Genomic DNA, 20,773 nt, shown 5'->3' with positions numbered 1-20,773 from the left:
GCATGCATTTACACTTAAATCCTATTAAGTGGCGGCCCCGCTATCATAGACAGAATATTTGTCGACAGACCGGTGGCTTTGCGTCCTATTCTTTCAAATAGTTTGCCAGAAGTGCGTTTGAGCAATCGAAATGTAGCCAACCAGTTTTATAAATGCGAATCAATCGATTGAAATGTGGAATGCCAATCTCGAACTTTTAATTCTTAATACAAATTAACTTGCTATATGTTTAGTTCGTCAACGTATAAATTATTGATATAAATAAAGAAAGTATTTGCTCTAATCGTTTTTGTGAATGAGTTTGGGTTGTTTCTCTTTGCTCTGTACAACAATTGCGCGCATATCAAAACCAAACCTTTGGTTTCCACTAACCGAACCCTGACACGCCATGTATGAAAAACCGGACAATTGATTGGTATGAATTATATAAAGGAGTCGGTATGGAATTCACAGAACTAGACAGAGACGCGTTGTATCAAACGTGGATGTCACAAAAATCGAGAATGCGAATTACGCAGATGGAGTTTTCAAAAAAGCTAGGCATGAACCAGCTTGATTTCTCAAGAGTGCTAAGAGGGGAGACGCCATTAACCATGTCTTTCATTAGTCACTTTTGTCGTTTACTTCATTTGGAACCAAGGAATGTATTCCCTTCGCTGAAAGAGGGCAATGAGTCTGGGCCTAAAGTGGTGTACCTGAAAAGTAGAATGAGTGTTGATGGTGAGATCCAAAATGCTTATATTGAAGGAAATCAGGTAATTGTAGAGTACGCACACACTGTTCAACATGATTAATTTTAGAGTTAGCTCTGATTTTTAACCCCCTTTTTCTACAACCTTTTCACATAGGGTATGGCATACTTATTTAGATTCCTTAATTTTAGCTAAGTGCGTTATGAACTCTTTAAAAGTCCTTTTGCTTGTTGCAACCAGCATTTTCTTGTTTGGTTGTGCAGGCGGCCCAATTAGAACCGCTACTCAATTTACCAGCTACGAAGATTTTCAGGCTGGGCCTGACGGAGGTGTCGACTTGGTTTGGACAAGGGTTGGGCTACGTGACGCACAGCGTTTGAAATCCAAGTTAGATGATTACGACTCTGTAGTGATCGACCAAATTTTTGTTTTAGCAGAAGAAGGTTCGTTGGATCAGGAAGAGATTCAGGAACTCACTGAGCACATGGTTGCGCGCTTGGAAGAGAAAATATCGCCTCATAAAACAATTGTCGATGAACCTACAGGAAAAACGCTGCGCTTGAGTATCGCTCTGAGTAACGTTGAAATGCCCAATCCGATCTTAGCTGTAACGAGCAGCGTTCTTCCGTTTGGCCTTGCGATGTCAACCATATCTAAGGTCACGACTGGTGAGCACACCAATGTTGGGAGTGCGAGTGTAGAGTTATTGGTCAGTGATGCTCAAGAGGGCACACCACTGTTTGCAGCCATCGACCGTGAAGCGGGTAATAAAGACTTTTCAACTATGATTGATTCGCTGGATGATGCAAAAGACGCGATCAACTATTGGGTCGAGCGTTTAGGTGATACTCTACACAACATAGATGACGCATAGAAAGAGCGAATAATGCTAGAGAAAGAGAACCTGATTAAGTTGGCTCGAATGCAGATGCCATTTGGAAAGTACGCGGGTCGTACACTGATTGACTTACCTGAAGAATATTTGCTGTGGTTCGATAAAAAGGGATTCCCGTCTGGTGAACTCGGCGATTTATTAAAACTGTGCCTTGCTCTGAAGATTGAAGGGCTTGATAATGTCGTCAAGCCATTGAAAAGAATGTAATTAAATAAAAGCTCACGCTGATCACGTGAGCTTTTTTGTTTTTAGGTTCGACACAATTTTACATGCATGATGAAGCTTGAATATTGGCTGTTCTTGCTTTCCTATAAAATACGCAATCGATAGCGTGTAAATAATGGTATACAGGGTGTTTTAAATATAAAACACAAAAAAAATTGCGTTTATTTTTAATTAGTGATTGAAACTAGAGTTTTTACTAGTTAAGTTACAGGGAACAAGAAGATTAGTGCTGATAGAAAGTGACGTGAGACAACGTACATTCAGCTCAAGGATAGAAAAAAGGAAGAAGTAAGCAATGTTCCAGACTGATGATGTAAGAATTAACAAAGTAAAAGAGTTATTACCCCCTGTTGCTGTTTTAGAAAAGTTTCCAGCAACAGAAGTTGCTTCTTCTACAACCTTTGAAAGCCGCAAAGCGATCCACAATATTTTAGAAGAGAGCGATGACCGCTTGCTTGTTATTGTAGGTCCATGTTCTATTCATGACACAGAAGCTGCTCTTGAGTACGGTAAACGTTTGAAAGTGTTGCGCGATGAACTTGGTGATAACCTTGAAATCGTAATGCGTGTTTACTTTGAAAAGCCACGTACAACTGTTGGTTGGAAAGGTCTAATTAATGACCCGTACATGAACGATACGTTCAAGCTCAATGATGGCCTTCGTCTAGGACGTAAGCTACTGCTGGATCTAACTGACATGGGTATGCCAACGGCAAGCGAATTCCTAGATATGATCACGCCTCAATACGTTGCTGACCTAATCAGCTGGGGTGCAATCGGCGCACGTACTACAGAATCTCAAGTTCACCGCGAACTGGCTTCTGGCCTATCTTGCCCAGTTGGATTTAAGAATGGTACTGATGGCAACATCAAGATTGCAACAGATGCTATTCGCTCTGCTAGCGCTTCTCACCACTTCTTATCGGTAACTAAGTACGGTCACTCAGCTATCGTTGAAACAGCAGGTAACCCTGATTGTCATATCATCCTACGTGGTGGTAAAGAGCCAAACTACAGCGCAGAACACGTTGGTAAGATTAAAGAAGAGCTAGCAGCTTCAGGTCTTCCACAAAAAGTGATGATCGATTTCAGCCACGCAAACAGCTCTAAGCAGTTTAAGCGTCAAATGAACGTATCTGATGACGTAAGCGCACAAATTTCTGGTGGCGACAAAGCTATCTTTGGTGTGATGATTGAATCTCATCTTGTTGAAGGTCGCCAAGACCTGGTTGACGGCAAAGCTGCAACTTACGGTCAATCTGTTACTGATGCATGTATTGGTTGGGAAGATACTGAAACAGTACTTCGCCAACTGGCAGACGCTGTTGAAGCTCGCCGTAACAAGTAATCCAATTATTACAGCCGGTCACTAATCGGCTGAAAATTCAAAGCCCTTATTAGCAATCGCTAGTAAGGGCTTTTTTGTGGATCTTAGTTGAAAACTGGAAGTGTCTGTATTCTTAAATGAGAAAAGACAGTAGCTCGTCGACTTTAAATGATAGAAAATCTCTATCTTGTTTGGTTTCAACGTTAAGGCGTATTAATGGCTCGGTATTGGACTTTCTCAAGTTGAAGCGCCATGTGCTCATATTGATGCTGATCCCGTCTGTGTGATCGATCTCAACGGCATTATCTCGGTAGTGCGATAACACGCAAGCCATGACCTGCTCTGGGTCTGATACTCTTCGATTGATCTCCCCGGAAGAGGGGAATCTATCTATACTAGTACTCGTTAATTGGTGAAGAGATTGTTGAGTTTTCGACATCAGTTCGATAACCAATAGCCAAGGAATCATGCCTGAATCGCAATATCCAAAATCACGAAAATAATGGTGTGCGCTCATTTCTCCCCCATAGACGGCATTCGTTTCACGCATCTTCTCTTTGATCAGTGCGTGTCCTGCTTTAATTCCAATCGCTTTTCCACCATGCGTTTTTGCGACTTCAATTGTGTTCCAGGTCATGCGCATATCGTGCAATACCGTCGCGTTAGGCTGATTGACCAAGAATGCTTCAGCAAGCAACCCGACAATGTAATAACCCTCGATGTAATTGCCTTGCTCATCAAAGAAAAAGCATCGGTCGAAGTCTCCATCCCAAGCAATTCCAAGGTTGGCAGAATGCTCTAAAACGGCATCTCGAGTGGCTGCTTGGTTCTCTCTAATTAAAGGGTTTGGAATACCATTTGGGAAGTTTCCATCAGGGGTATGATGAACCTTGATGAAGGTGATAGGGACACCGAGTTCGTTAAATTTTTTCTCTAAAGCATCAATGATATGTCCTGCAACGCCGTTCCCAGCATTAACCGCAATCTTCATCGGTGACAGCTTTGATGGGGTTATGTACGAGAGTAGGTGCTCGACGTACGGAGCAAGAATACTGGTCGTTCTACGAGAATTACTTGGTTGTGCATGAACGAACGGTAAATTGCAGTTCAGCTCTTGATTAAGTTCTTCAATGCGTCGTTTGATTTTATCTAAACCACTGTTTTTACTGATAGGGCTAGCGTCTACACCGACCAATTTCATGCCGTTGTAATTGATTGGGTTGTGGCTAGCTGTAATTTGTATTCCGCCAATCGCTTTTAGGTAACGAGTCGCAAAGTAGACCTCTTCAGTGCCAGTCATACCCAGGTCAATCACGGTAATCCCTGACTCGATCAAGCCTTTGGTCATGGCTTCTTGTAATGACAGGGAGGTTTTGCGGTTATCACGACCAATCACTACCTGAGCCAAACCATCGAGTGAGGTTTCAGGCGTAGCGGATAGGACGTACTCTCCAAATGCCTTGCCGAGCAGGTAGGCGAAGTGCCCATTGATTTGGTCACCAATGATGCCGCGAATATCGTTGTTCTTAAAGCAGCTAAGGTCTAATGTTGGTTTCATCGATTTGTCGCTGCTTTATTTCGTTTGGTTGTGCTTTGATGAGTGGACTTGTTGCTTGCGCACGTCTCGCCCATAACTGTCTTGATATCGAATGATGTCGTCTTCACTTAAATGACTGCCTGTTTGTACTTCAATCATCTCGAGTGGGAGATCCCCTGGGTTCTCTAGGCAGTGAATATGGCCTAAAGGGATGTAAGTGGATTGATCTTCTTTAACCAGATAGGTTTTTTCATCGTTGGTCACTTTCGCAGTACCCGCCACGACTACCCAATGTTCCGCTCTATGGTGGTGCATTTGTAACGACAACTTGTGACCGGGTTTTACGGTGATACGTTTAACTTTGTCGCGTTTGCCTAGATCGATTACATCGTATTTACCCCAAGGTCTAAACACTTCGCGGTGATGAACATGTTCTGTGCGATCTGCTTGATTCAGCTGGCTGACAATCGATTTAACACCCTGAACCTTGTCTTTATTCGCAACCAATATAGCGTCTTTGGTTTCGACAATAATCAGGTTATCGACGCCTACCGTAGCAACCAGCTTATTTTCAGCATGGATGTAGTTGTGTTGAGAGTCGACGGTCAACACATCACCTTCAATGACGTTATTGTGCTCATCTTTTTCGCTTACATCCCAGATCGCGGACCATGAGCCAATGTCGTTCCAACCGACATCCATCGGGATCACTGCGGCGTGTGAGGTCTTCTCCATCACGGCATAATCGATAGAATCACTCGGACTGCTTTTGAATGCTTCAGCGTCTATACGGATAAAGTCGAGGTCGGTATTTTGCTTTGCAAGAGCGAGTTTACAAGCCGCTAATATCTCTGGACTATGTTCAGCAAGTTCTTCAAGGTAGCGTGATGCTCTAAACATGAACATACCGCTGTTCCATAGGTATTGTCCCGAATTAACGTATTGTTCTGCAGTGGCTAGATCTGGCTTTTCAACGAAACATTCAATGGCAAAAGCATAGTGGGAGAGTGGATCTCCTTGTTTTATATAACCATAGCCAGTTTCTGGTGCGCTTGGAGTAATACCAAAAGTAACCAGTTTACCTTGTTTTGCGTATTCAACACCTCTCGCCACCGTTTGCTGAAATTCCGCTGTTTTAGCGATGTGATGATCGGCTGCCAGTACCAATAATATTGGGTCTGACTTGTTCTGTTGGTTGCTGTTCGAGTGACTTAAAGCCTGTAAGGCTGCCAGTGCGATGGCGGGAGCTGTGTTTCTTCCGACAGGTTCTAGCAAAATACCACTGTGTTCTATGTTGGCCGAGCGAGCCTGTTCCGCAGCAATAAAGCGGTGCTCTTCATTACAGACAATGAAGGGAGCCGCACATTCTGCATTACTCAAGTGCGCTTCAAGACCTTGCAGGCGTATAAGGGTTTGCTGGAGCATCGATTGTTCGCCAGCAATATTGAGGAACTGCTTTGGGTAAAGCTCGCGAGATAGTGGCCAGAGGCGGCTACCAGAGCCGCCGGCTAGAATGACAGGTAAAATCATAGCGTGGTAATTGGGTGCTTTAAAATACTGGCGCCATGTTACCACGCTTCACTCTTTTTCATTATCGATAACCCATTTAGTTACCTATAAACAGTAGATACGCTGCTTATTGATGACCTGATGGATTTGAAATAGCCATATCTTGAACTTCGCTAAAACCTTGCGGGTCGATTTTGAGTGTTTGTGTTGGGAAGGCGATATCCGCATTGTGTTTGTGAATAATCGCTAACACCTGCAGCAATACATCTTGCTTAACTTCATGGTATCTCACCCAGTTGACGGTTTTGGTGAAGGTATAGATAAAGAAGTTCAGCGTTGATGGGCCAAACTTGTCAAAGTTAACAATGAGCGTTTGCTTAGCATCGATATCTGGGTGCGTTTCAAGCATGGCTTTTACGTCATCCACGATAGCAGCTAACTTGCTCGCGTCTTCGTAACGAAGCCCAAAGGTTTCATTAATTCGGCGGTTTAGCATTCGCGATGGGTTTTCCACCACAATGTTACTGAATACTGAGTTTGGCACGTACAACGGTCGTTTATCAAAGGTGCGAATAATGGTCATGCGCCAGCCAATACGTTCGACAGTACCTTCGATTTGACGGTCGGGAGAGCGAATCCAATCACCGACTTTAAAAGGTCGGTCGAAGTAGATCATCATGCCACCAAAGAAGTTTGAGAGTAGATCTTTTGCCGCCAAACCGACAATCAAACCACCCACACCACCAAAGGTCAGAAGGCCAGACAGGCTGAGACCGAATGCTTGCATGATCGTAAGGCCGCCCATCACCATAAAGAACAAGCGAGCGACTTTCGCTATAGCTTGTACTGTGGTTTCGTCTCTGGTTTTTTGCTCTAAGACATACGCTTCAGTGTTAGTGATCATTCGTAAGGTAAACCAAACGAAGGTACAGATAATCAATATGTGTTTAAGCGTTTTTAACCAGTTGATTTCATTGCCAAACTGGTCTTGAAGGATTAGCCCGACAGATACAGTAGCAGGCCAACACCAAAGTAACGTGCTGACAGGGGTTTTTAGTGCCTCTAGCAGTAGATCGTCCCAGTGAAATGGGGTTTTCTGAACCAGAATTTCTAAGCGATTATGGATAATTCGCCAAGCTACCCAAGCGAGAAAACTCGCAATAGTGATGAATAGGACGCTGTTTGCCCAATCACTATGGCTCTGGTTGATGTAGGTTTGTACTTGGGTTATGAATTCATTCATTGTGTGTGCTGCCGCAGAAATTATGAATTGGAAATTAGCAGAAACTCGAGTTGTTCTCTACCTTTATAAATCAAGCGATTATAACAATAGTATAACTCTATTTATTGCAGAACTGACTTTTTTTGAGATAGAAACTAATGTAGGTTTGGCTATCCCGTGTAATTAAAATTTCTAAACAGGATTTCAAATGAGCGACAAACAATATGCAGTTATCGGTTTAGGGCGTTTTGGTTTATCTGTTTGCCAAGAACTTCAAAGTTCAGGCTCACAGGTGTTAGCCGTCGATATTGATGAGGAGCGAGTGAAAGAAGCCGCGGCCTTTGTTTCACAAGCGATTGTTGCTAACTGTACGAGTGAAGAGACGGTTAAAGAGTTAAGGCTCGATGAGTACGATATGGTTATGGTCTCGATTGGTTCTGATGTGAACTCGAGCATTTTGACTACTCTGGTCGTAAAAGAGTCGGGTGCTAAAACCGTTTGGGTTAAGGCGAACGATAAATTCCACGGTAAGATCCTCTCTAAAATTGGCGCTGACCATATCATCATGCCGGAGCGAGACATGGGTATCCGTGTCGCAAGGAAGATGCTGGATAGACGCGTTCTTGAATTTATCGACCTCGGCAGTGGCTTAGCGATGACCGAAATTGTTATCGGTGCCAAGTTGTTGGGTAAGAAACTTGGCGACCTCAAGCTGTGTAAAGAAAATGGTGTTGAGGTACTTGGCTTCAAGCGAGGACCTAACCTCACTAAAGCACCAGAACTGGATGTGAGTTTAGAAATTGGAGATGTGGTGATCATCGCTGGGCCGAAAGAGACCTTATCTAGAAAGCTACGCAATTGGTAATTGGCAATAAGGTAACAGTATGAATTCGTTAAAACGAAAAGGTACTTTCTACACGCTCAAGAGTGATAAAAAGCCACGTAAAGGCTCTGAACCTAAGATTATCCTTACGAGTTTCTTAGGCGTACTTATCCCCTCTGCAATATTGTTGACGATGCCTGTATTCTCCGTGACAGGCCTAAGCTTTACGGATGCACTGTTTACAGCAACCTCGGCGATCAGTGTGACAGGCTTGGGTGTTGTTGATACGGGCGAACACTTTACTCTGGCTGGAAAAATCTTGCTGATGTTCTTGATGCAAGTGGGCGGGTTAGGGCAGATGACTTTATCAGCGGTACTGCTCTACATGTTTGGTGTTCGGTTAAGCCTGAAACAACAAGCATTAGCGAAAGAAGCGCTTGGCCAAGATCGTAAGATTAACCTTCGCAAATTAGTTAAGAAGATCATCATCTTTGCATTAGTGGCTGAATTTATCGGTTTTGTATTGCTCTGTTTCCGCTGGGTGCCAGAGATGGGATGGTCAACGGGTAGCTTTTATGCACTTTTTCATGCGATATCAGCATTCAATAACGCAGGTTTTGCACTGTTTTCAGACAGTATGATGAGTTTTGTTGATGATCCATTAGTGATCTTTACCTTAGCTGGCTTGTTTATTTTCGGCGGGCTAGGCTTCACAGTCGTCGGCGACCTATCGAGTAACTGGCGTAAAGGTTTTCGACATCTTCATTTACACACCAAGATTATGCTAACCGCCACTCCGACTCTATTGTTGGTAGGTACGGTATTGTTCTGGCTGTTGGAAAGAAATAACTCAGCAACCATGGAAGGGTTATCGACTCAAGGACAGTGGCTAGCCGCATTCTTTCAGTCGGCAAGTGCTCGTACTGCTGGCTTTAATAGTGTGGATTTGTCTCAGTACACGCAACCTGCATTATTGGTGATGATTGTACTGATGTTGATTGGTGCCGGTTCTACCTCAACGGGTGGTGGTATTAAGGTTTCGACCTTTGCGGTCGCGTTTGTCGCAACTTGGACCTTCCTACGTCAGAAAAAGCATGTAGTGATGTTTAAGCGAACCGTAACTTGGCAAGCGGTAACAAAGTCATTGGCCATTATTGTGGTAAGTGGGGCGTTATTAACCACCGCGATGTTTTTGTTAATGCTTACTGAAAAGGCAGCGTTTGATCGAGTCATGTTTGAGGTGATTTCAGCATTTGCAACGGTTGGTTTAACAGCTGGCTTAACCGCAAACCTGACTGAGCCTGGTAAATACATCATGATTGTTGTTATGGTGATTGGACGTATCGGTCCTTTGACCTTGGCTTATATGTTAGCTCGCCCAGAACCTTCCTTGTTGAAATACCCAGAAGACACGGTGTTAACGGGTTAATAAGATGAACAGGCTTATAAATAAAGCTCTGTAAATAAAAATAAAGCCAGCGATCTGCTGGCTTTGTTGTCATAGGCTGTTCGTTAAATGCAGAATGCTTAGCCCTCAAACATCTCAACGTATTCCTCATAGCCTTCTTCTGCTAATCTATCCGCTGGGATAAAGCGCATTGCGGCTGAGTTCATGCAGTAACGTAACCCTGTTGGTTTTGGACCATCTTTAAATACATGTCCCAGGTGAGAATCGCCAAACTTGCTTCGAACCTCAGTTCTTGGGTAAAGCAATTTGTAGTCAGTAGTTGTGACTACATAAGCCTCGCTGATTGGCTGTGTAAAGCTCGGCCAGCCTGTACCTGATTTGTATTTGTCTTTTGAAGAGAACAATGGCTCCCCAGTTACGATATCAACGTAAATACCTTCTTGCTTGTTATCCCAGTATTTGTTGTCAAACGGGCGCTCTGTTGCATCGTCTTGTGTTACATCGTACTGCAGCGAGGTTAGCTTCGCTTTGATCTCTGCATCAGATGGCTTGACGTAGGTCTTAGCATTAGCTGTCGCATTTTTGCTGTCGATGATCTGACGGATAGTTTGTGGATTCTCTTTTCTATCGTCACCGAAGATCTTATCTAGGTACTGATCGCGACCAGAAGCATAGCGGTAGTAGTTATAACGAACTTTACTCTTCTTGTAATAGTCTTGGTGATAGTCTTCCGCTGGCCAGAATTTTTCAAATTCAATCAGTTCTGTTTTTAGTGGTTCACCAAAGATATTAGCTTTGTCGATCTCCATCATGAAGTTCTGAGCAACATCTTTTTGTGCTTGGTTATGATAGAAAATAGCTGGTCGATAATGACGGCCTCGGTCTACAAAAGAGCCTTTGTCATCGGTTGGGTCGATGTGTCTGAAGAATTGGTCAAGAACCTGTTCATAGCTAACAACATCAGGGTTGTAAGTCACGTTGATCACTTCGATGTGACCAGACTTACCTGAGGATACTTGTTTGTAGGTTGGGTTTTCTAGTTCACCACCAGAGTACCCAGAGATAACGTCAGTGACGCCTGTCAGCTTTTCTAGGTCGGATTCTGTACACCAAAAACAACCACCAGCCAGTGTCGCGATTTCACTTTTACCTGAGTTAGCTGTTTTATCCATTGTATTGGCAGTGCCAGTCTGGCTTACAAACAGCGAAATCAGTGGTAGCGCAACCACGAGTGATACCAATATTTTAGATAATTTATTCATAGATACCTCATCTTGACGTTCTTCTCATTCGATTTTGAATGTACGAATAGAGACAGGTTTTAGATGGAAAAAATTGCATCATTCATGAAAAAAATATGTCATTGAGAAAATCTTGCTCATAAATGCCGCCAGTAGTAGGGTGTCGGTACTAACAATAAATAATAGACAGTGATGGCGGTTATCGGTCATCTAAGGGACAGTATGAAAGCAGAAGTTAAATGGGTCGAAGGCTTTAAATTCTTAGGTCAATCTCAATCAGGTCACTCTGTCGTGATGGATGGAAGTGGTGGTGCAACTGCGCCAAGCCCGATGGAAATGGTGTTAATGGCGGCTGGTGGTTGTAGCTCTGTTGATGTGGTTGATGGTTTGAAATCTGCAGGCCAGAACATCACTGGTTGTAATGCAAAACTTGAAACAACACGACGTGAAACCGCACCAAAGATCTTTACTGTGATTAATATTCATTTTGAAGTATCGGGTGACAACCTTGATCCTGAGCTTGTTGCTAAAGTCTGTGCGGATTCATTAGAGAAATACTGTTCAGTATGTCTGATGCTCGGCGCTGGCGTAGAGATGAGCCACAGTTGGGAAATCGTCTAGTCTCTGATTGTTCAGCTTGGCGGTAGGCTAATCTTTACGGCTTACGGCGTATGAGTATAGCCAGACAAAGAAAAGGGCGGAGCACTTTACAGTGTTCCGCCCTTAATTATTCTCGCTAGAGTAGAGTGCTATTATTCAGCCGCTTCTACGATAACTTCTTCAACTTTAACTTCTTGCTGGTATTCAAAACCAGGGATCGTTGCGTCAACACGACGGTTTTGAGCGCGACCTTCTTCAGTATCATTTGATGCAATAGGATTCTCTTCACCTTCACCAGACGCTGAGATACGGTCTGCTTCAATACCTTGCTCTTCGATGTAAGCGGCTACAGCGGCAGCACGTTTCTTAGAGATCATCATGTTGTACTCTGCTGAACCTGTTGAATCGGTATGGCCAACGACATCAACTGATGATTGAGGATGATCTTTCAGTACTTCGACCAATGGCATCAATGCAATTTTTCCGTCGGTAGACAATTCTGTACTGTTCGTTGCAAACATCTCTTGAGAATAGCTCTCTGTTTGAGCTTGAGTTACAATAACTGTCGTTTTTTCTTCAATTTCAGCAGTCTCTGTGATTTGCTCAGATGGTGCTTGAGTCACTGCTACCGCAGAAGCTGTAGCAGCTGCTGCTGATGCGGTTGTACTACCAGTACCGAAGTTGTAGCTAACACCAACAGACAATAAGTTCGAGTTGAGATCTTGGATGTAATTGTCTTCGAAATTATCAAAATATTGGTATTCAACACGCAGTGCCCAGTCAGGAGATAGCTGCTTCTCAACACCGATACCGGCCGTAAGAACAACGTCATCTTCGCCACCGTGTGAGATGTAAGCAGGACCTGCTTTGAAGAATACGTCAAACTCTTGCTGGACAGGTAGACGATACATTGGCGTAAGTGAGATTGCGATTAGTGGATCGCTGAAGTTCGCATTTAAGCCTGGGCCAGCAGGAAAGCTTGTCTTGTAGTCACCAAGGAAGTCTGAGCTTAGCTCGATACCAAATTTTTCACTAAAATTGTAACCAGAGTAGATACCAGCACCGATTGAATCATCATCACACTTTTCATCACTTACACAGGCACTATCTAGCCAGCCCATTCCTACTTTTGCCCCAACATAAGTAGTAGCTGCAATAGAAGGAGCAGCAGCTAAGCCTGAAGCAGCAACAACAGCACACATGATTTTTGACAGTTTTTTCATAATCTTATCCTTGGATTAACTATTATTGTTATCTGAACTTACTAGTAAAACGATCACTTATTGGGTAACGACACTGCGTATAATAAGTAATTCAAAGTGTTGTTTCAGTTGAACCTATCTTGTATCAGTAATTATATTGTTAGTCTGATTGCGTATCGCAGTCAATGAAATTGTTAAAAATTATACATTTAAAGTGTTATTTACTGTGCTGTTTGTCAATAATATGTTGTCTCAAATGTTGGAAACGAAGAAACCTCGTCCCATTTTTAGGTGATACGAGGTTTCTTTTTCATGTGTGCGGATTATTGGGCTATCGCCCCTGATTTGTCGAAGTTCTAGGAGTTATGGGCGCTCACCAGCTAACAAACGTTTTTCAATGTCTGCAATGACACCTGGTAGGTCTGCAATGGTATCGATTAGGTAGTGTGGGTTTGATTTGTTTAGCTTAACGCTTGCTTTGTCACGTGCAGCTGCAAGTGTTGTCTCGTCTGCATCTAAATATTCTTGATACGTTAAGCCTGCTTCGTTCCCCGATAATACAAGTCCAACTGTCCACATGCCTGCGTTGTGACCTTCATCGATCCCCGGTGCTGCATCGTCTACTTTTACACACGCAGCAACGCTAGTTACACCTAGGTCGATTACGTTTTTCAGTGCCATAAATGGAGCAGGGCGACCACCTTGAGGTAAGTCATCGGTCGCTACCACGTTATCTGGTCGGTAACCGTAATCTACAGCAGCAGGAATTAAAACATCCATCACTTCACGTGGGTAACCTGAACAAGACCCGATCTTCACGTTCTTCTCTTTTAGGTTATTGACCACTTCTATCGCATTCAAAATAGGTGCTGCGTGATCGGCTACTTTCGCTTTTTGAAGAGGCATGAATGCCGCGTAGATCGCGTCAACGTCTTCACTTGTCATCGAGCGTCCGAACTGAGCCTTCCAACGAGCGTCAACAGCTGGAATTCGACCCACTGCTTGGATGTGGTCCCATTTGCCGATCCCCATAGGTTCACGCGCTTCTGCTAAGTCGATATCAAAGTCGAAACCTTGTCTGAATGCTTCAACGAAAATACTGGTTGGAGCAAATGATCCAAAATCAACGATAGTGCCAGCCCAGTCAAAGATAACCGCTTGGATAGGTGATGTTGTGTTCATAGTCTTGTCCTATTTCTGTTCTCTCCCAGCTCAAGTTGTTCTGGGAGATGAATGATTGTTTAAGTTATTGGTTAGATGATGGTTTAAAGGTATTCAAAGTCTTTACAGACTTTTGCTATCGCTTTTTCGAATACAGACAGAGCGACTTCTAGTTCGCTGCGGCTGATGATCAATGGTGGGCTCAACTGAATCACATTACCTTGTGAAACCTTGAAACTCAGGCCATCGTTTAGACATTGGTAAAGTACTGCTTCCGCTTCATCGAAAGCTCGGGTTTTGGTGATATGATCGGTGACCAATTCCACCCCCCAGAGCAGGCCGATGCCGCGAACGTCACCAATGACTGGGTACTTCTCTTTCATTTGAAGCAGCTGTTCACGCACGAATGTGCTGTCCGCTTGTACTTTTTCAAGTAGGTTTTCTTGCTCAATCACTTCCATGGTGGCGAGTGCTGCCGCGCAACCAATTGGGCTTTTTTCGTGGGTGTAGTGACCAAGAGAAACTTGCGCTGCCGTGTTGTATTTGTCTTTAGTGATCATGGCTGCGATTGGCACTAAGCCGCCGCCAAAACCTTTACCGATACAAAGAATGTCAGGTTCGATATCAAAAGCTTGGTGAGTGAACCATTCGCCACTGCGACCCATACCGTTTGGAATATCGTCGATGATCAACATGACGTTATGCTTATCGCAGATCTCACGGATGCGCTTCCAGTAAGCTTTGCTTGGTACTTGAACGTCTGTGTTACGCACTGCTTCGGCAATGAAGGCACCAATGCCACCTTCTTTTTCAATCACATACTCAAGGTAATCGGCGTAGTGCACATCACATGCAGCCTCACTTTCACCGCCTGCGCTTTGCCCGCGAAGCGGAAAAGCACCACGATAGGAAACCGCTGGTGGAATGCGTTCTACGCCAGCCATTAATGGCCCCATGCCTTCGCGGAAACAAGCTTCGCCACCCACTGAAATGGCATCGAGTGACGCGCCATGGAATGAGTCCCACAATGACACTACTTTGAAATTGTTGGTGACATGTCTAGCAAGTTTTAGCGCCATGCCGATCACTGATGTGCCACCGGGAGCAAACAACACGCGATTCAAATCACCACCGCAGATCTGTGTGAGTTTCTCAGCACACCGAACCGCAGTTTCATTGGTAAAGCGACGCGGTGAAAACGGCAATGACGCCATTTGCTGAGTCACTTTATTGATGATGTGGGGATGACCATAGCCTAGTTGATGAACATTGTTACCGTGAAAGTCCATGTACTTTTTGCCCGTCGCATCTTGAATGTAGATGCCTTCGGCTGCTTCAAGTGTGTCTAGGCAAGGCGTTGACATGGCTTGATGAAGAAACACGTCAGCATCACGCTTTAACATCGCTTGAGTCGCATCATCGTTTAGCGATTCGTTCCATTTTTCGCGTGCTGGCGTGGTGTTCACATCGCCTTCGCTTCGAAAGTGTGTGGCCTTTAGAATCGGCTCTTGATTGGTCGTCGTCATTATTTGATGTCCCAGTACATAGCGTTTTTCACTGCGCCAATTAGAGCTTCAATGTCTGACGGGTACACTTCACCGATGTTACCGATTCGGAAGCAGTCTGCGTTTGAAACCTTGCCCGGGTAAATCACAAAACCTTGTTCTTTCAAGCGGTCATAGAATTCCTTGAATTGGTAATCGCTATGAGTTGGAGAATAGAAAGAAGTAATGATAGGTGAATGAAGATCATCATTAAGCAGTGGCTCAAAGCCAAGAGAGCGCATACCTGCAACCAAGGTAGTTTGGTTGGTTTGGTAGCGATTATGACGGGCTTCGATGCCACCTTCTTGCTCCAATTCAAGTAGAGCTTGGTAGAAAGCTCGCACTGTATGAGTTGGAGAGGTGAAGCGCCATTTACCATGGTTGCTTTCCATGCAGTGCCATTGGTCAAACAGGTCAAGGCTTAATGAACGAGCTTGGCCTTTGCATTTTTCCAGTTCCGATTGCTTCGCAATAACAAAGCCAAATCCAGGTACACCTTGAATACACTTGTTTGCCGAGCTGATCATGTAATCGATACCTAAGTCAGCTATATCCATAGGGATGCCACCAAAACTCGACATCGCATCTAGAATGACGGTTTTGTTGTGCTGTTTTGCCAATTTGGCGATGTCTTCGATTGGATTCAACATACCCGTAGTGGTCTCACAGTGCACAATCGCAACGTGAGTAATGTCTGAATCCATAGCCAATGCCGTCTCCATTTCGTTCAAGTCAGGCTGTGATATTTCGCCTGGGGAAACGACATGGCATGGAATGTTTAAGTATTCTGAGATTTGAGCAATACGAGCACCATACGCACCGTTGTCAACAACAAGAAGCTTGCCGCTTTTAGAGATAACGCTACCGATTGTTGCTTCAACTGAAGCGGTGCCGCTACCTTGCATTAGTACGCTCGTATAACCCTTTTGCTTCGTCGCCAAAGTCACTAGCTTGCTACGAATCACTTCAACAACGTCTTTGTTGTATTCATCATCCCAAGTACACCAATCTTTTAGCATCGCTTGGCGAACGGTTTCAGAAGTAGATAGAGGACCCGGTGTCAGTAGTAGGTATTCGTTTCTCATGTTCAATTCTCGTGATTTGCATTTTGGACTATACCAATGTTTTCGGTTACTTTAACAACCAATTTAAACGGTCGTAAATAGCCCAAACGTTATTTTCACAAAAGCTTCATATTCAAATTTATCACTTGTGTTGAGAAATTTTACGATCTTTAAATTGCCATTTTTTGTTCATTTAACCGTCATAAAAGTCGATTAGGTTAATACTCGTCATCTGGTACATACCAATGTAAAGGCATGTACTAACAATCTAAATGAATTTATGGATATAGGCGCCTCTTGATGAGGCTTCTAATTTAAGAAACGTTAAACCTTGGTTGCTTCCAAACCTAGGCAGCTTTAAACCTCGATAACTTTTAATTTTGGCAACTTCTCACTTTAGAGTTAAGCCTGACTGGAGAAAATGATGAAAAACCGTTTTATGAAAGGATCACTTGCAGCTTTAGTAACTCTACTAGCTGGTAACGCTTATGCAGCACAGGAAGTGACGGTTTACACTGCTTTTGAAACTGACATTCTGGCTAAATACAAAAATGCTTTCGAAAGTGAAAACCCAGACATCAACATCAAGTGGGTACGTGATTCAACTGGGATCATGACGGCAAAATTATTGGCCGAGAAAAATAACCCTCGCGCAGAGGTAGTTTGGGGACTTGCTGGTTCTTCAATGGCATTGCTTAAAGAAGAGGGCATCCTGAAACCTTATACGCCTCAAGGGGTAGAAGCATTACGCGCTAACCTTAACGACCCACAGTCTACTCAAGCTTGGTATGGCAATGACGCATTCTTCAATGCAGTTTGCTTTAACGAAGTGGTGGCTAAGCAATTGAACCTACCGGCACCTAAGTCTTGGGATGACCTAACGAAGCCTATCTACAAGGGCCACATTGCTATGCCAAACCCGGCTTCTTCTGGTACAGGCTACATGCAGGTTTCGGCTTGGCTACAAAACATGGGTGAAGACCAAGGTTGGAACTACATGCAGAAGCTAGATCAAAACATTGCTCACTACACGCACTCAGGCTCTAAGCCATGTGTTCAAGCGGGCATGGGCGAAGTCGCTATCGGTATTTCTATGGCGAGCCGTGGCGCTAAGCTGAAAACTCAAGGCGCGCCACTTTCAGTGATTACGCCTGAAGGCATCGGCTGGGAATCTGAAGCGGTAGGCCTTGTTAAGCCTTCTGATGCAGCACAACGTGTTATCGATTGGTCTATTTCTAAAGCGGCGAATGAGCTTTACATCGAAATGTACCCAGTTGTTGGTCACAAAGATGTGACAGGCAAAGCAGAGAACTTCCCTAATGTAGAAAAGAACATGGCAAAAATGGACTTCGCTCGCATGGGCAGCGAACGTGCCGACGTTCTTAAAACATGGTCTGACAAGTTTGACGCTAAATCAGAGCCAAAATCTTAATCTGACGACCTATTTAGTTACTTAACTATTTAGCTATTTAGTTCATTAGAAGTTAGAAATCAGTAAAGGAAGGCTTCGGTCTTCCTTTTTTAGTTTTACGCCTTTAGGTTTTAAGTAAGGTACAACAAATGACAAAGCACTACTCATATTGGTTCAAGCAAGCGTTGGAACAAGAGTTTGGCAACATCAATGCGGGGCTAGATTCGGCTAAGCTGCTCCAAAAAGACGTCAACTGTGATATCGCCATTGTTGGCGGTGGCTATACGGGTTTATGGACGGCGATTTTAATCAAACAACAGCAACCCGAAAAGCATGTTGTCGTGATTGAAAAAGGCCTATGTGGTAGCGGTGCTTCTGGGGCGAACGGCGGTTGCATGCTGACGTGGTCGACTAAGTATCCGACGCTGAAAAAGCTCTATGGAAAAGAACAAGCGAAATGGTTGGTTAAGGAATCGGAAAAGGTTATATACGAGATCGAAGCCTTCTGTAACGAACACAAGATTGACGCGCATCTATATCGCAGCGGAACTTACTACACGGCGACCAATGAAGCTCAAAAGGGTGGAATGGAGCCTGTTGTTAATGAGCTGGTTAAGCAGGGTATCAATAGCTGGAAGAAGTGCGACAATTCTTTGGCTGATAAAGCGGGATCTGAACGCCATATTGAGGGTTACTACTCAGAAGCTGCGGGTAGTGTGCAGCCAGCGTTATTGGCTAGAGGTTTGCGCCGAGTCGCGCTTGAACTGGGTGTCGAAATTCACGAAAACACAGAGATGACATCACTCGATTATGGCTCCCCAGTTCGAATTCAAACCAAAGGCGGTTCCGTATTTGCAGATAAAGTGATTTTGGCACTCAATGCGTGGATGCTCGATCACTTTAAAGAGTTCAAACGCAGCATTGTGGTTGTCTCTTCCGATATGGTAGTGACCAAGCCTATTCCTGAAAAGCTCAAACAATTTGGCCCAGAGAAAGGGGCGGCGGTGGTGGATTCGCGTATCTTTGTCCACTACTACCGAGATACCCAGGACGGACGACTCATGTTGGGCAAAGGCGGCAATAAATTCTCGTTTGCCAATCAAGTTGAAAGCATGTTTAACCAAACGACCAACTACCTGCCGATTCTCAATCAATCCTTCCAAAAACTGTTCCCTAAATTGGAACAAAGTGAATTCGATTACAACTGGTCTGGCGGCTCAGATCGTTCGGTCACCGGATTGCCATTTTTCGGTAATCTAAAAGGCCAAAGCAACATCTATTATGGGCTTGGCTATTCAGGCAATGGCGTTGCTCAAACCCGTATGGGCGGGAAGATTTTGTCAGCAATGGTGCTCGATATCGACAACGCTTGGACACGAAGCGGTTTAACTAAAGGCCCGTTAGGACACTTCCCGCCAGAGCCATTTCGTTGGGTAGGTGCGATGATGGTGCGTGATGCGGTACGAAGAAAAGAGAACGCGGAAGATTCGGGTGACACACCATTGTGGCTAGATAAACAGTTATCCAAACTCGCAGGTGCGGCGGGCAAAGCCGACAAGGTTGAATCATAGATTAATCTAGCGTTTAAATTAGAAGTTTACATTTAGGCTCTCAGTGATTTATGGGCAAGTCACTGAGGGCTTACAACGTTGAACGAACTGTTAATGCTGAACAAATAGCAATCTTTAATGCTTATTATATCTGCAATATAACTGTCATTTAGCTACTATAAATTTGTCACTCAACTGCAATATTCTCAGTTTAAATTTGGTATATACCATATAGAGAGTGCTGTAGTATGAGCAACCAAACTTATTTGAATATTGAAAACGTTGTAAAGCAATTTGGCCAATTTACAGCGTTAAAAGACATCTCCCTATCGATAGATAAAGGCGAGTTCGTCTGCTTCCTTGGCCCATCTGGCTGTGGAAAAACCACCTTATTACGTGCGATTGCAGGTTTAGATTTACCAACATCAGGCTCTATCGAGCAAAATGGTAATGACACGACCTTCTTACCACCAGAAAAGCGCGACTTCGGCATTGTGTTCCAGTCTTACGCTTTGTTTCCAAATCTCACTGTGGAAGAAAACATTGCGATTGGTCTTAAAAACCAAGGCATGTCGACCAAAGAAGCCCTTGAGACGGTTGAGTCTTGGTTAGAGACGATCGGCTTACCAACGTCTGGTCAGAAATTTCCAAATCAGCTATCTGGTGGACAGCAGCAGCGTGTTGCTCTTGCTCGCGCATTGGCTCTTTCTCCAGGCTTGTTGCTACTCGATGAACCGCTTTCTGCGTTGGATGCGAAGGTAAGAACACACCTACGTGATGAGATCTGCCAACTGCAACGTAAGCTGGGTATCACCACTATTATGGTGACGCACGACCAAGATGAAGCATTAACGATGGCAGACCGCATTGTGGTGATGAATCACGGGGTTATCGAGCAAGTGGGTGCTCCTCAAGAGATCTACCAAAAACCCGTCAGTCGTTTTGTGGCTGAGTTTGTCGGCAGTATGAATTTCATTCAAGCTTCTGTTGCAGCTCAAGGCAAGATGCGCATTGCTGAGTCAATGTTGCCGTTACCTGGCTTAGATAATCTCACGCCAAATCTGGGGGATGTTTTCGATATTGCCGTTCGTCCAGAGCAAATCCAGTTTGTTGATCGTTTTAGTGAATCCTTACCTGTGAGAATCGTATCAAGTGAATTCTTAGGGGCGTTTTATCGTGTTGAGTGTCAATTGCAACATGACTCAACGGCGAAAGAGATCATCGTTGATGTACCCGTCAAAGAGTTCAACCGATTGAAGCTGCGTCGCAGTGATATTCGTTACGTGGCGTTTGATCAAGAAGGCCTTAGAGCTTACCCATCGAAAAGCCTGCAAGTGATGAAAGACGAGGCGGCGTAAACAA

The 20,773-nt window shown here is 44.1% G+C and carries 18 protein-coding genes and 1 riboswitch; of the genes, 10 read left to right on the top strand and 8 right to left on the bottom strand.

Features of this window, described 5'->3' with window-relative positions; all coding sequences use genetic code 11:
• Positions 1 to 27: 27 nt before the first annotated feature.
• Positions 28 to 117, bottom strand: a riboswitch (cyclic di-GMP riboswitch).
• A 323-nt stretch (positions 118 to 440) separates the two neighbouring features.
• The 4 genes from IQQ51_RS21500 to aroG all read left to right on the top strand — a co-directional run bounded on the left by IQQ51_RS21500 (position 441) and on the right by aroG (position 3,160).
• Positions 441 to 794, top strand: a complete 354-nt coding sequence (locus IQQ51_RS21500) for a hypothetical protein (protein ID WP_017061749.1) — start codon at positions 441 to 443, stop codon at positions 792 to 794.
• Positions 795 to 894: 100 nt separating this feature from the next.
• On the top strand, positions 895 to 1,566 hold the full coding sequence (locus tag IQQ51_RS21495) for a DUF3313 domain-containing protein (protein WP_193842089.1): 672 nt from the start codon (positions 895 to 897) through the stop codon (positions 1,564 to 1,566).
• 12 nt (positions 1,567 to 1,578) lie between these two features.
• Positions 1,579 to 1,794, top strand: coding sequence for a DUF3820 family protein (locus IQQ51_RS21490; protein WP_052880013.1), 216 nt, complete (start codon positions 1,579 to 1,581; stop codon positions 1,792 to 1,794).
• Between the two features lie 313 nt (positions 1,795 to 2,107).
• Positions 2,108 to 3,160, top strand: coding sequence for a 3-deoxy-7-phosphoheptulonate synthase AroG (gene aroG / locus IQQ51_RS21485; RefSeq protein ID WP_019820407.1), 1,053 nt, complete (start codon positions 2,108 to 2,110; stop codon positions 3,158 to 3,160).
• Between the two features lie 112 nt (positions 3,161 to 3,272).
• On the opposite strand, the gene IQQ51_RS21480 is transcribed toward aroG, so the two are convergent.
• The 3 genes from IQQ51_RS21480 to IQQ51_RS21470 form a co-directional block, all read right to left on the bottom strand.
• Complete coding sequence (locus IQQ51_RS21480) at positions 3,273 to 4,697, bottom strand: phosphomannomutase CpsG (protein ID WP_193842088.1); 1,425 nt, start codon at positions 4,695 to 4,697, stop codon at positions 3,273 to 3,275.
• 15 nt (positions 4,698 to 4,712) lie between these two features.
• Positions 4,713 to 6,206, bottom strand: a complete 1,494-nt coding sequence (locus tag IQQ51_RS21475) for a mannose-1-phosphate guanylyltransferase/mannose-6-phosphate isomerase (RefSeq protein WP_193842135.1) — start codon at positions 6,204 to 6,206, stop codon at positions 4,713 to 4,715.
• 106 nt (positions 6,207 to 6,312) lie between these two features.
• Positions 6,313 to 7,428 carry a mechanosensitive ion channel family protein gene (locus tag IQQ51_RS21470; RefSeq protein ID WP_193842087.1) on the bottom strand — a complete coding sequence of 372 codons (1,116 nt, stop codon included), beginning with the start codon at positions 7,426 to 7,428 and terminating at the stop codon, positions 6,313 to 6,315.
• A gap of 187 nt (positions 7,429 to 7,615) precedes the next feature.
• Between IQQ51_RS21470 and IQQ51_RS21465 the strand changes: the two genes are divergently transcribed.
• Both IQQ51_RS21465 and IQQ51_RS21460 read left to right on the top strand, forming a co-directional pair.
• The gene (locus tag IQQ51_RS21465; protein ID WP_193842086.1) at positions 7,616 to 8,272 is read left to right on the top strand and encodes a potassium channel family protein; all 657 of its coding nucleotides are present in this window, start codon (positions 7,616 to 7,618) and stop codon (positions 8,270 to 8,272) included.
• 19 nt (positions 8,273 to 8,291) lie between these two features.
• Positions 8,292 to 9,659, top strand: coding sequence for a TrkH family potassium uptake protein (locus tag IQQ51_RS21460; protein ID WP_017065604.1), 1,368 nt, complete (start codon positions 8,292 to 8,294; stop codon positions 9,657 to 9,659).
• 98 nt (positions 9,660 to 9,757) lie between these two features.
• Here IQQ51_RS21460 and msrB read toward each other — a convergent pair whose 3' ends face one another.
• On the bottom strand, positions 9,758 to 10,900 hold the full coding sequence (msrB, locus tag IQQ51_RS21455; RefSeq protein ID WP_193842085.1) for a peptide-methionine (R)-S-oxide reductase MsrB: 1,143 nt from the start codon (positions 10,898 to 10,900) through the stop codon (positions 9,758 to 9,760).
• Between the two features lie 201 nt (positions 10,901 to 11,101).
• Here msrB and IQQ51_RS21450 point away from each other — a divergent pair, with 201 nt between their 5' ends.
• The gene (locus IQQ51_RS21450) at positions 11,102 to 11,500 is read left to right on the top strand and encodes an OsmC family protein (RefSeq protein WP_193842084.1); all 399 of its coding nucleotides are present in this window, start codon (positions 11,102 to 11,104) and stop codon (positions 11,498 to 11,500) included.
• Positions 11,501 to 11,631: 131 nt separating this feature from the next.
• Here IQQ51_RS21450 and IQQ51_RS21445 read toward each other — a convergent pair whose 3' ends face one another.
• From IQQ51_RS21445 to phnW, 4 genes are all read right to left on the bottom strand, one after another.
• A complete protein-coding gene (locus IQQ51_RS21445) occupies positions 11,632 to 12,702 on the bottom strand; it encodes an OmpA family protein (protein ID WP_193842083.1) in 1,071 nt (356 codons plus the stop codon).
• A 342-nt stretch (positions 12,703 to 13,044) separates the two neighbouring features.
• Complete coding sequence (gene phnX, locus IQQ51_RS21440) at positions 13,045 to 13,863, bottom strand: phosphonoacetaldehyde hydrolase (RefSeq protein ID WP_193842082.1); 819 nt, start codon at positions 13,861 to 13,863, stop codon at positions 13,045 to 13,047.
• An 83-nt stretch (positions 13,864 to 13,946) separates the two neighbouring features.
• On the bottom strand, positions 13,947 to 15,368 hold the full coding sequence (locus IQQ51_RS21435) for an aspartate aminotransferase family protein (RefSeq protein ID WP_193842081.1): 1,422 nt from the start codon (positions 15,366 to 15,368) through the stop codon (positions 13,947 to 13,949).
• Complete coding sequence (gene phnW / locus IQQ51_RS21430; protein WP_193842080.1) at positions 15,368 to 16,471, bottom strand: 2-aminoethylphosphonate--pyruvate transaminase; 1,104 nt, start codon at positions 16,469 to 16,471, stop codon at positions 15,368 to 15,370. Before phnW ends, IQQ51_RS21435 begins: the two co-directional genes overlap by 1 nt.
• Positions 16,472 to 16,871: 400 nt before the next feature.
• Between phnW and IQQ51_RS21425 the strand changes: the two genes are divergently transcribed.
• From IQQ51_RS21425 to IQQ51_RS21415, 3 genes are all read left to right on the top strand, one after another.
• Positions 16,872 to 17,882, top strand: a complete 1,011-nt coding sequence (locus IQQ51_RS21425) for a putative 2-aminoethylphosphonate ABC transporter substrate-binding protein (RefSeq protein ID WP_052880020.1) — start codon at positions 16,872 to 16,874, stop codon at positions 17,880 to 17,882.
• A gap of 128 nt (positions 17,883 to 18,010) precedes the next feature.
• A complete protein-coding gene (locus IQQ51_RS21420) occupies positions 18,011 to 19,432 on the top strand; it encodes an FAD-dependent oxidoreductase (protein ID WP_193842079.1) in 1,422 nt (473 codons plus the stop codon).
• Positions 19,433 to 19,659: 227 nt separating this feature from the next.
• A complete protein-coding gene (locus IQQ51_RS21415; RefSeq protein ID WP_048608831.1) occupies positions 19,660 to 20,769 on the top strand; it encodes a putative 2-aminoethylphosphonate ABC transporter ATP-binding protein in 1,110 nt (369 codons plus the stop codon).
• The last annotated feature ends 4 nt before the right edge of the window (positions 20,770 to 20,773 follow it).

Source organism: Vibrio sp. OPT18 (genome assembly GCF_015163615.1).
GTDB lineage: Bacteria > Pseudomonadota > Gammaproteobacteria > Enterobacterales > Vibrionaceae > Vibrio > Vibrio coralliirubri.
Note: the sequence above shows the minus strand (reverse complement) of the source record. Positions and strands in the feature narration are given on the sequence as shown.

Excerpts from the sequence above, each read along its gene's own strand:
- IQQ51_RS21500 (WP_017061749.1), top strand. The coding sequence starts at position 441 with ATGGAATTCACAGAACTAGACAGAGACGCGTTGTATCAAACGTGGATG.
- IQQ51_RS21495 (WP_193842089.1), top strand. The coding sequence starts at position 895 with ATGAACTCTTTAAAAGTCCTTTTGCTTGTTGCAACCAGCATTTTCTTG.
- IQQ51_RS21490 (WP_052880013.1), top strand. The coding sequence starts at position 1,579 with ATGCTAGAGAAAGAGAACCTGATTAAGTTGGCTCGAATGCAGATGCCA.
- aroG (WP_019820407.1), top strand. The coding sequence starts at position 2,108 with ATGTTCCAGACTGATGATGTAAGAATTAACAAAGTAAAAGAGTTATTA.
- IQQ51_RS21480 (WP_193842088.1), bottom strand. The coding sequence starts at position 4,697 with ATGAAACCAACATTAGACCTTAGCTGCTTTAAGAACAACGATATTCGC.
- IQQ51_RS21475 (WP_193842135.1), bottom strand. The coding sequence starts at position 6,206 with ATGATTTTACCTGTCATTCTAGCCGGCGGCTCTGGTAGCCGCCTCTGG.
- IQQ51_RS21470 (WP_193842087.1), bottom strand. The coding sequence starts at position 7,428 with ATGAATGAATTCATAACCCAAGTACAAACCTACATCAACCAGAGCCAT.
- IQQ51_RS21465 (WP_193842086.1), top strand. The coding sequence starts at position 7,616 with ATGAGCGACAAACAATATGCAGTTATCGGTTTAGGGCGTTTTGGTTTA.
- IQQ51_RS21460 (WP_017065604.1), top strand. The coding sequence starts at position 8,292 with ATGAATTCGTTAAAACGAAAAGGTACTTTCTACACGCTCAAGAGTGAT.
- msrB (WP_193842085.1), bottom strand. The coding sequence starts at position 10,900 with ATGAATAAATTATCTAAAATATTGGTATCACTCGTGGTTGCGCTACCA.
- IQQ51_RS21450 (WP_193842084.1), top strand. The coding sequence starts at position 11,102 with ATGAAAGCAGAAGTTAAATGGGTCGAAGGCTTTAAATTCTTAGGTCAA.
- IQQ51_RS21445 (WP_193842083.1), bottom strand. The coding sequence starts at position 12,702 with ATGAAAAAACTGTCAAAAATCATGTGTGCTGTTGTTGCTGCTTCAGGC.
- phnX (WP_193842082.1), bottom strand. The coding sequence starts at position 13,863 with ATGAACACAACATCACCTATCCAAGCGGTTATCTTTGACTGGGCTGGC.
- IQQ51_RS21435 (WP_193842081.1), bottom strand. The coding sequence starts at position 15,368 with ATGACGACGACCAATCAAGAGCCGATTCTAAAGGCCACACACTTTCGA.
- phnW (WP_193842080.1), bottom strand. The coding sequence starts at position 16,471 with ATGAGAAACGAATACCTACTACTGACACCGGGTCCTCTATCTACTTCT.
- IQQ51_RS21425 (WP_052880020.1), top strand. The coding sequence starts at position 16,872 with ATGATGAAAAACCGTTTTATGAAAGGATCACTTGCAGCTTTAGTAACT.
- IQQ51_RS21420 (WP_193842079.1), top strand. The coding sequence starts at position 18,011 with ATGACAAAGCACTACTCATATTGGTTCAAGCAAGCGTTGGAACAAGAG.
- IQQ51_RS21415 (WP_048608831.1), top strand. The coding sequence starts at position 19,660 with ATGAGCAACCAAACTTATTTGAATATTGAAAACGTTGTAAAGCAATTT.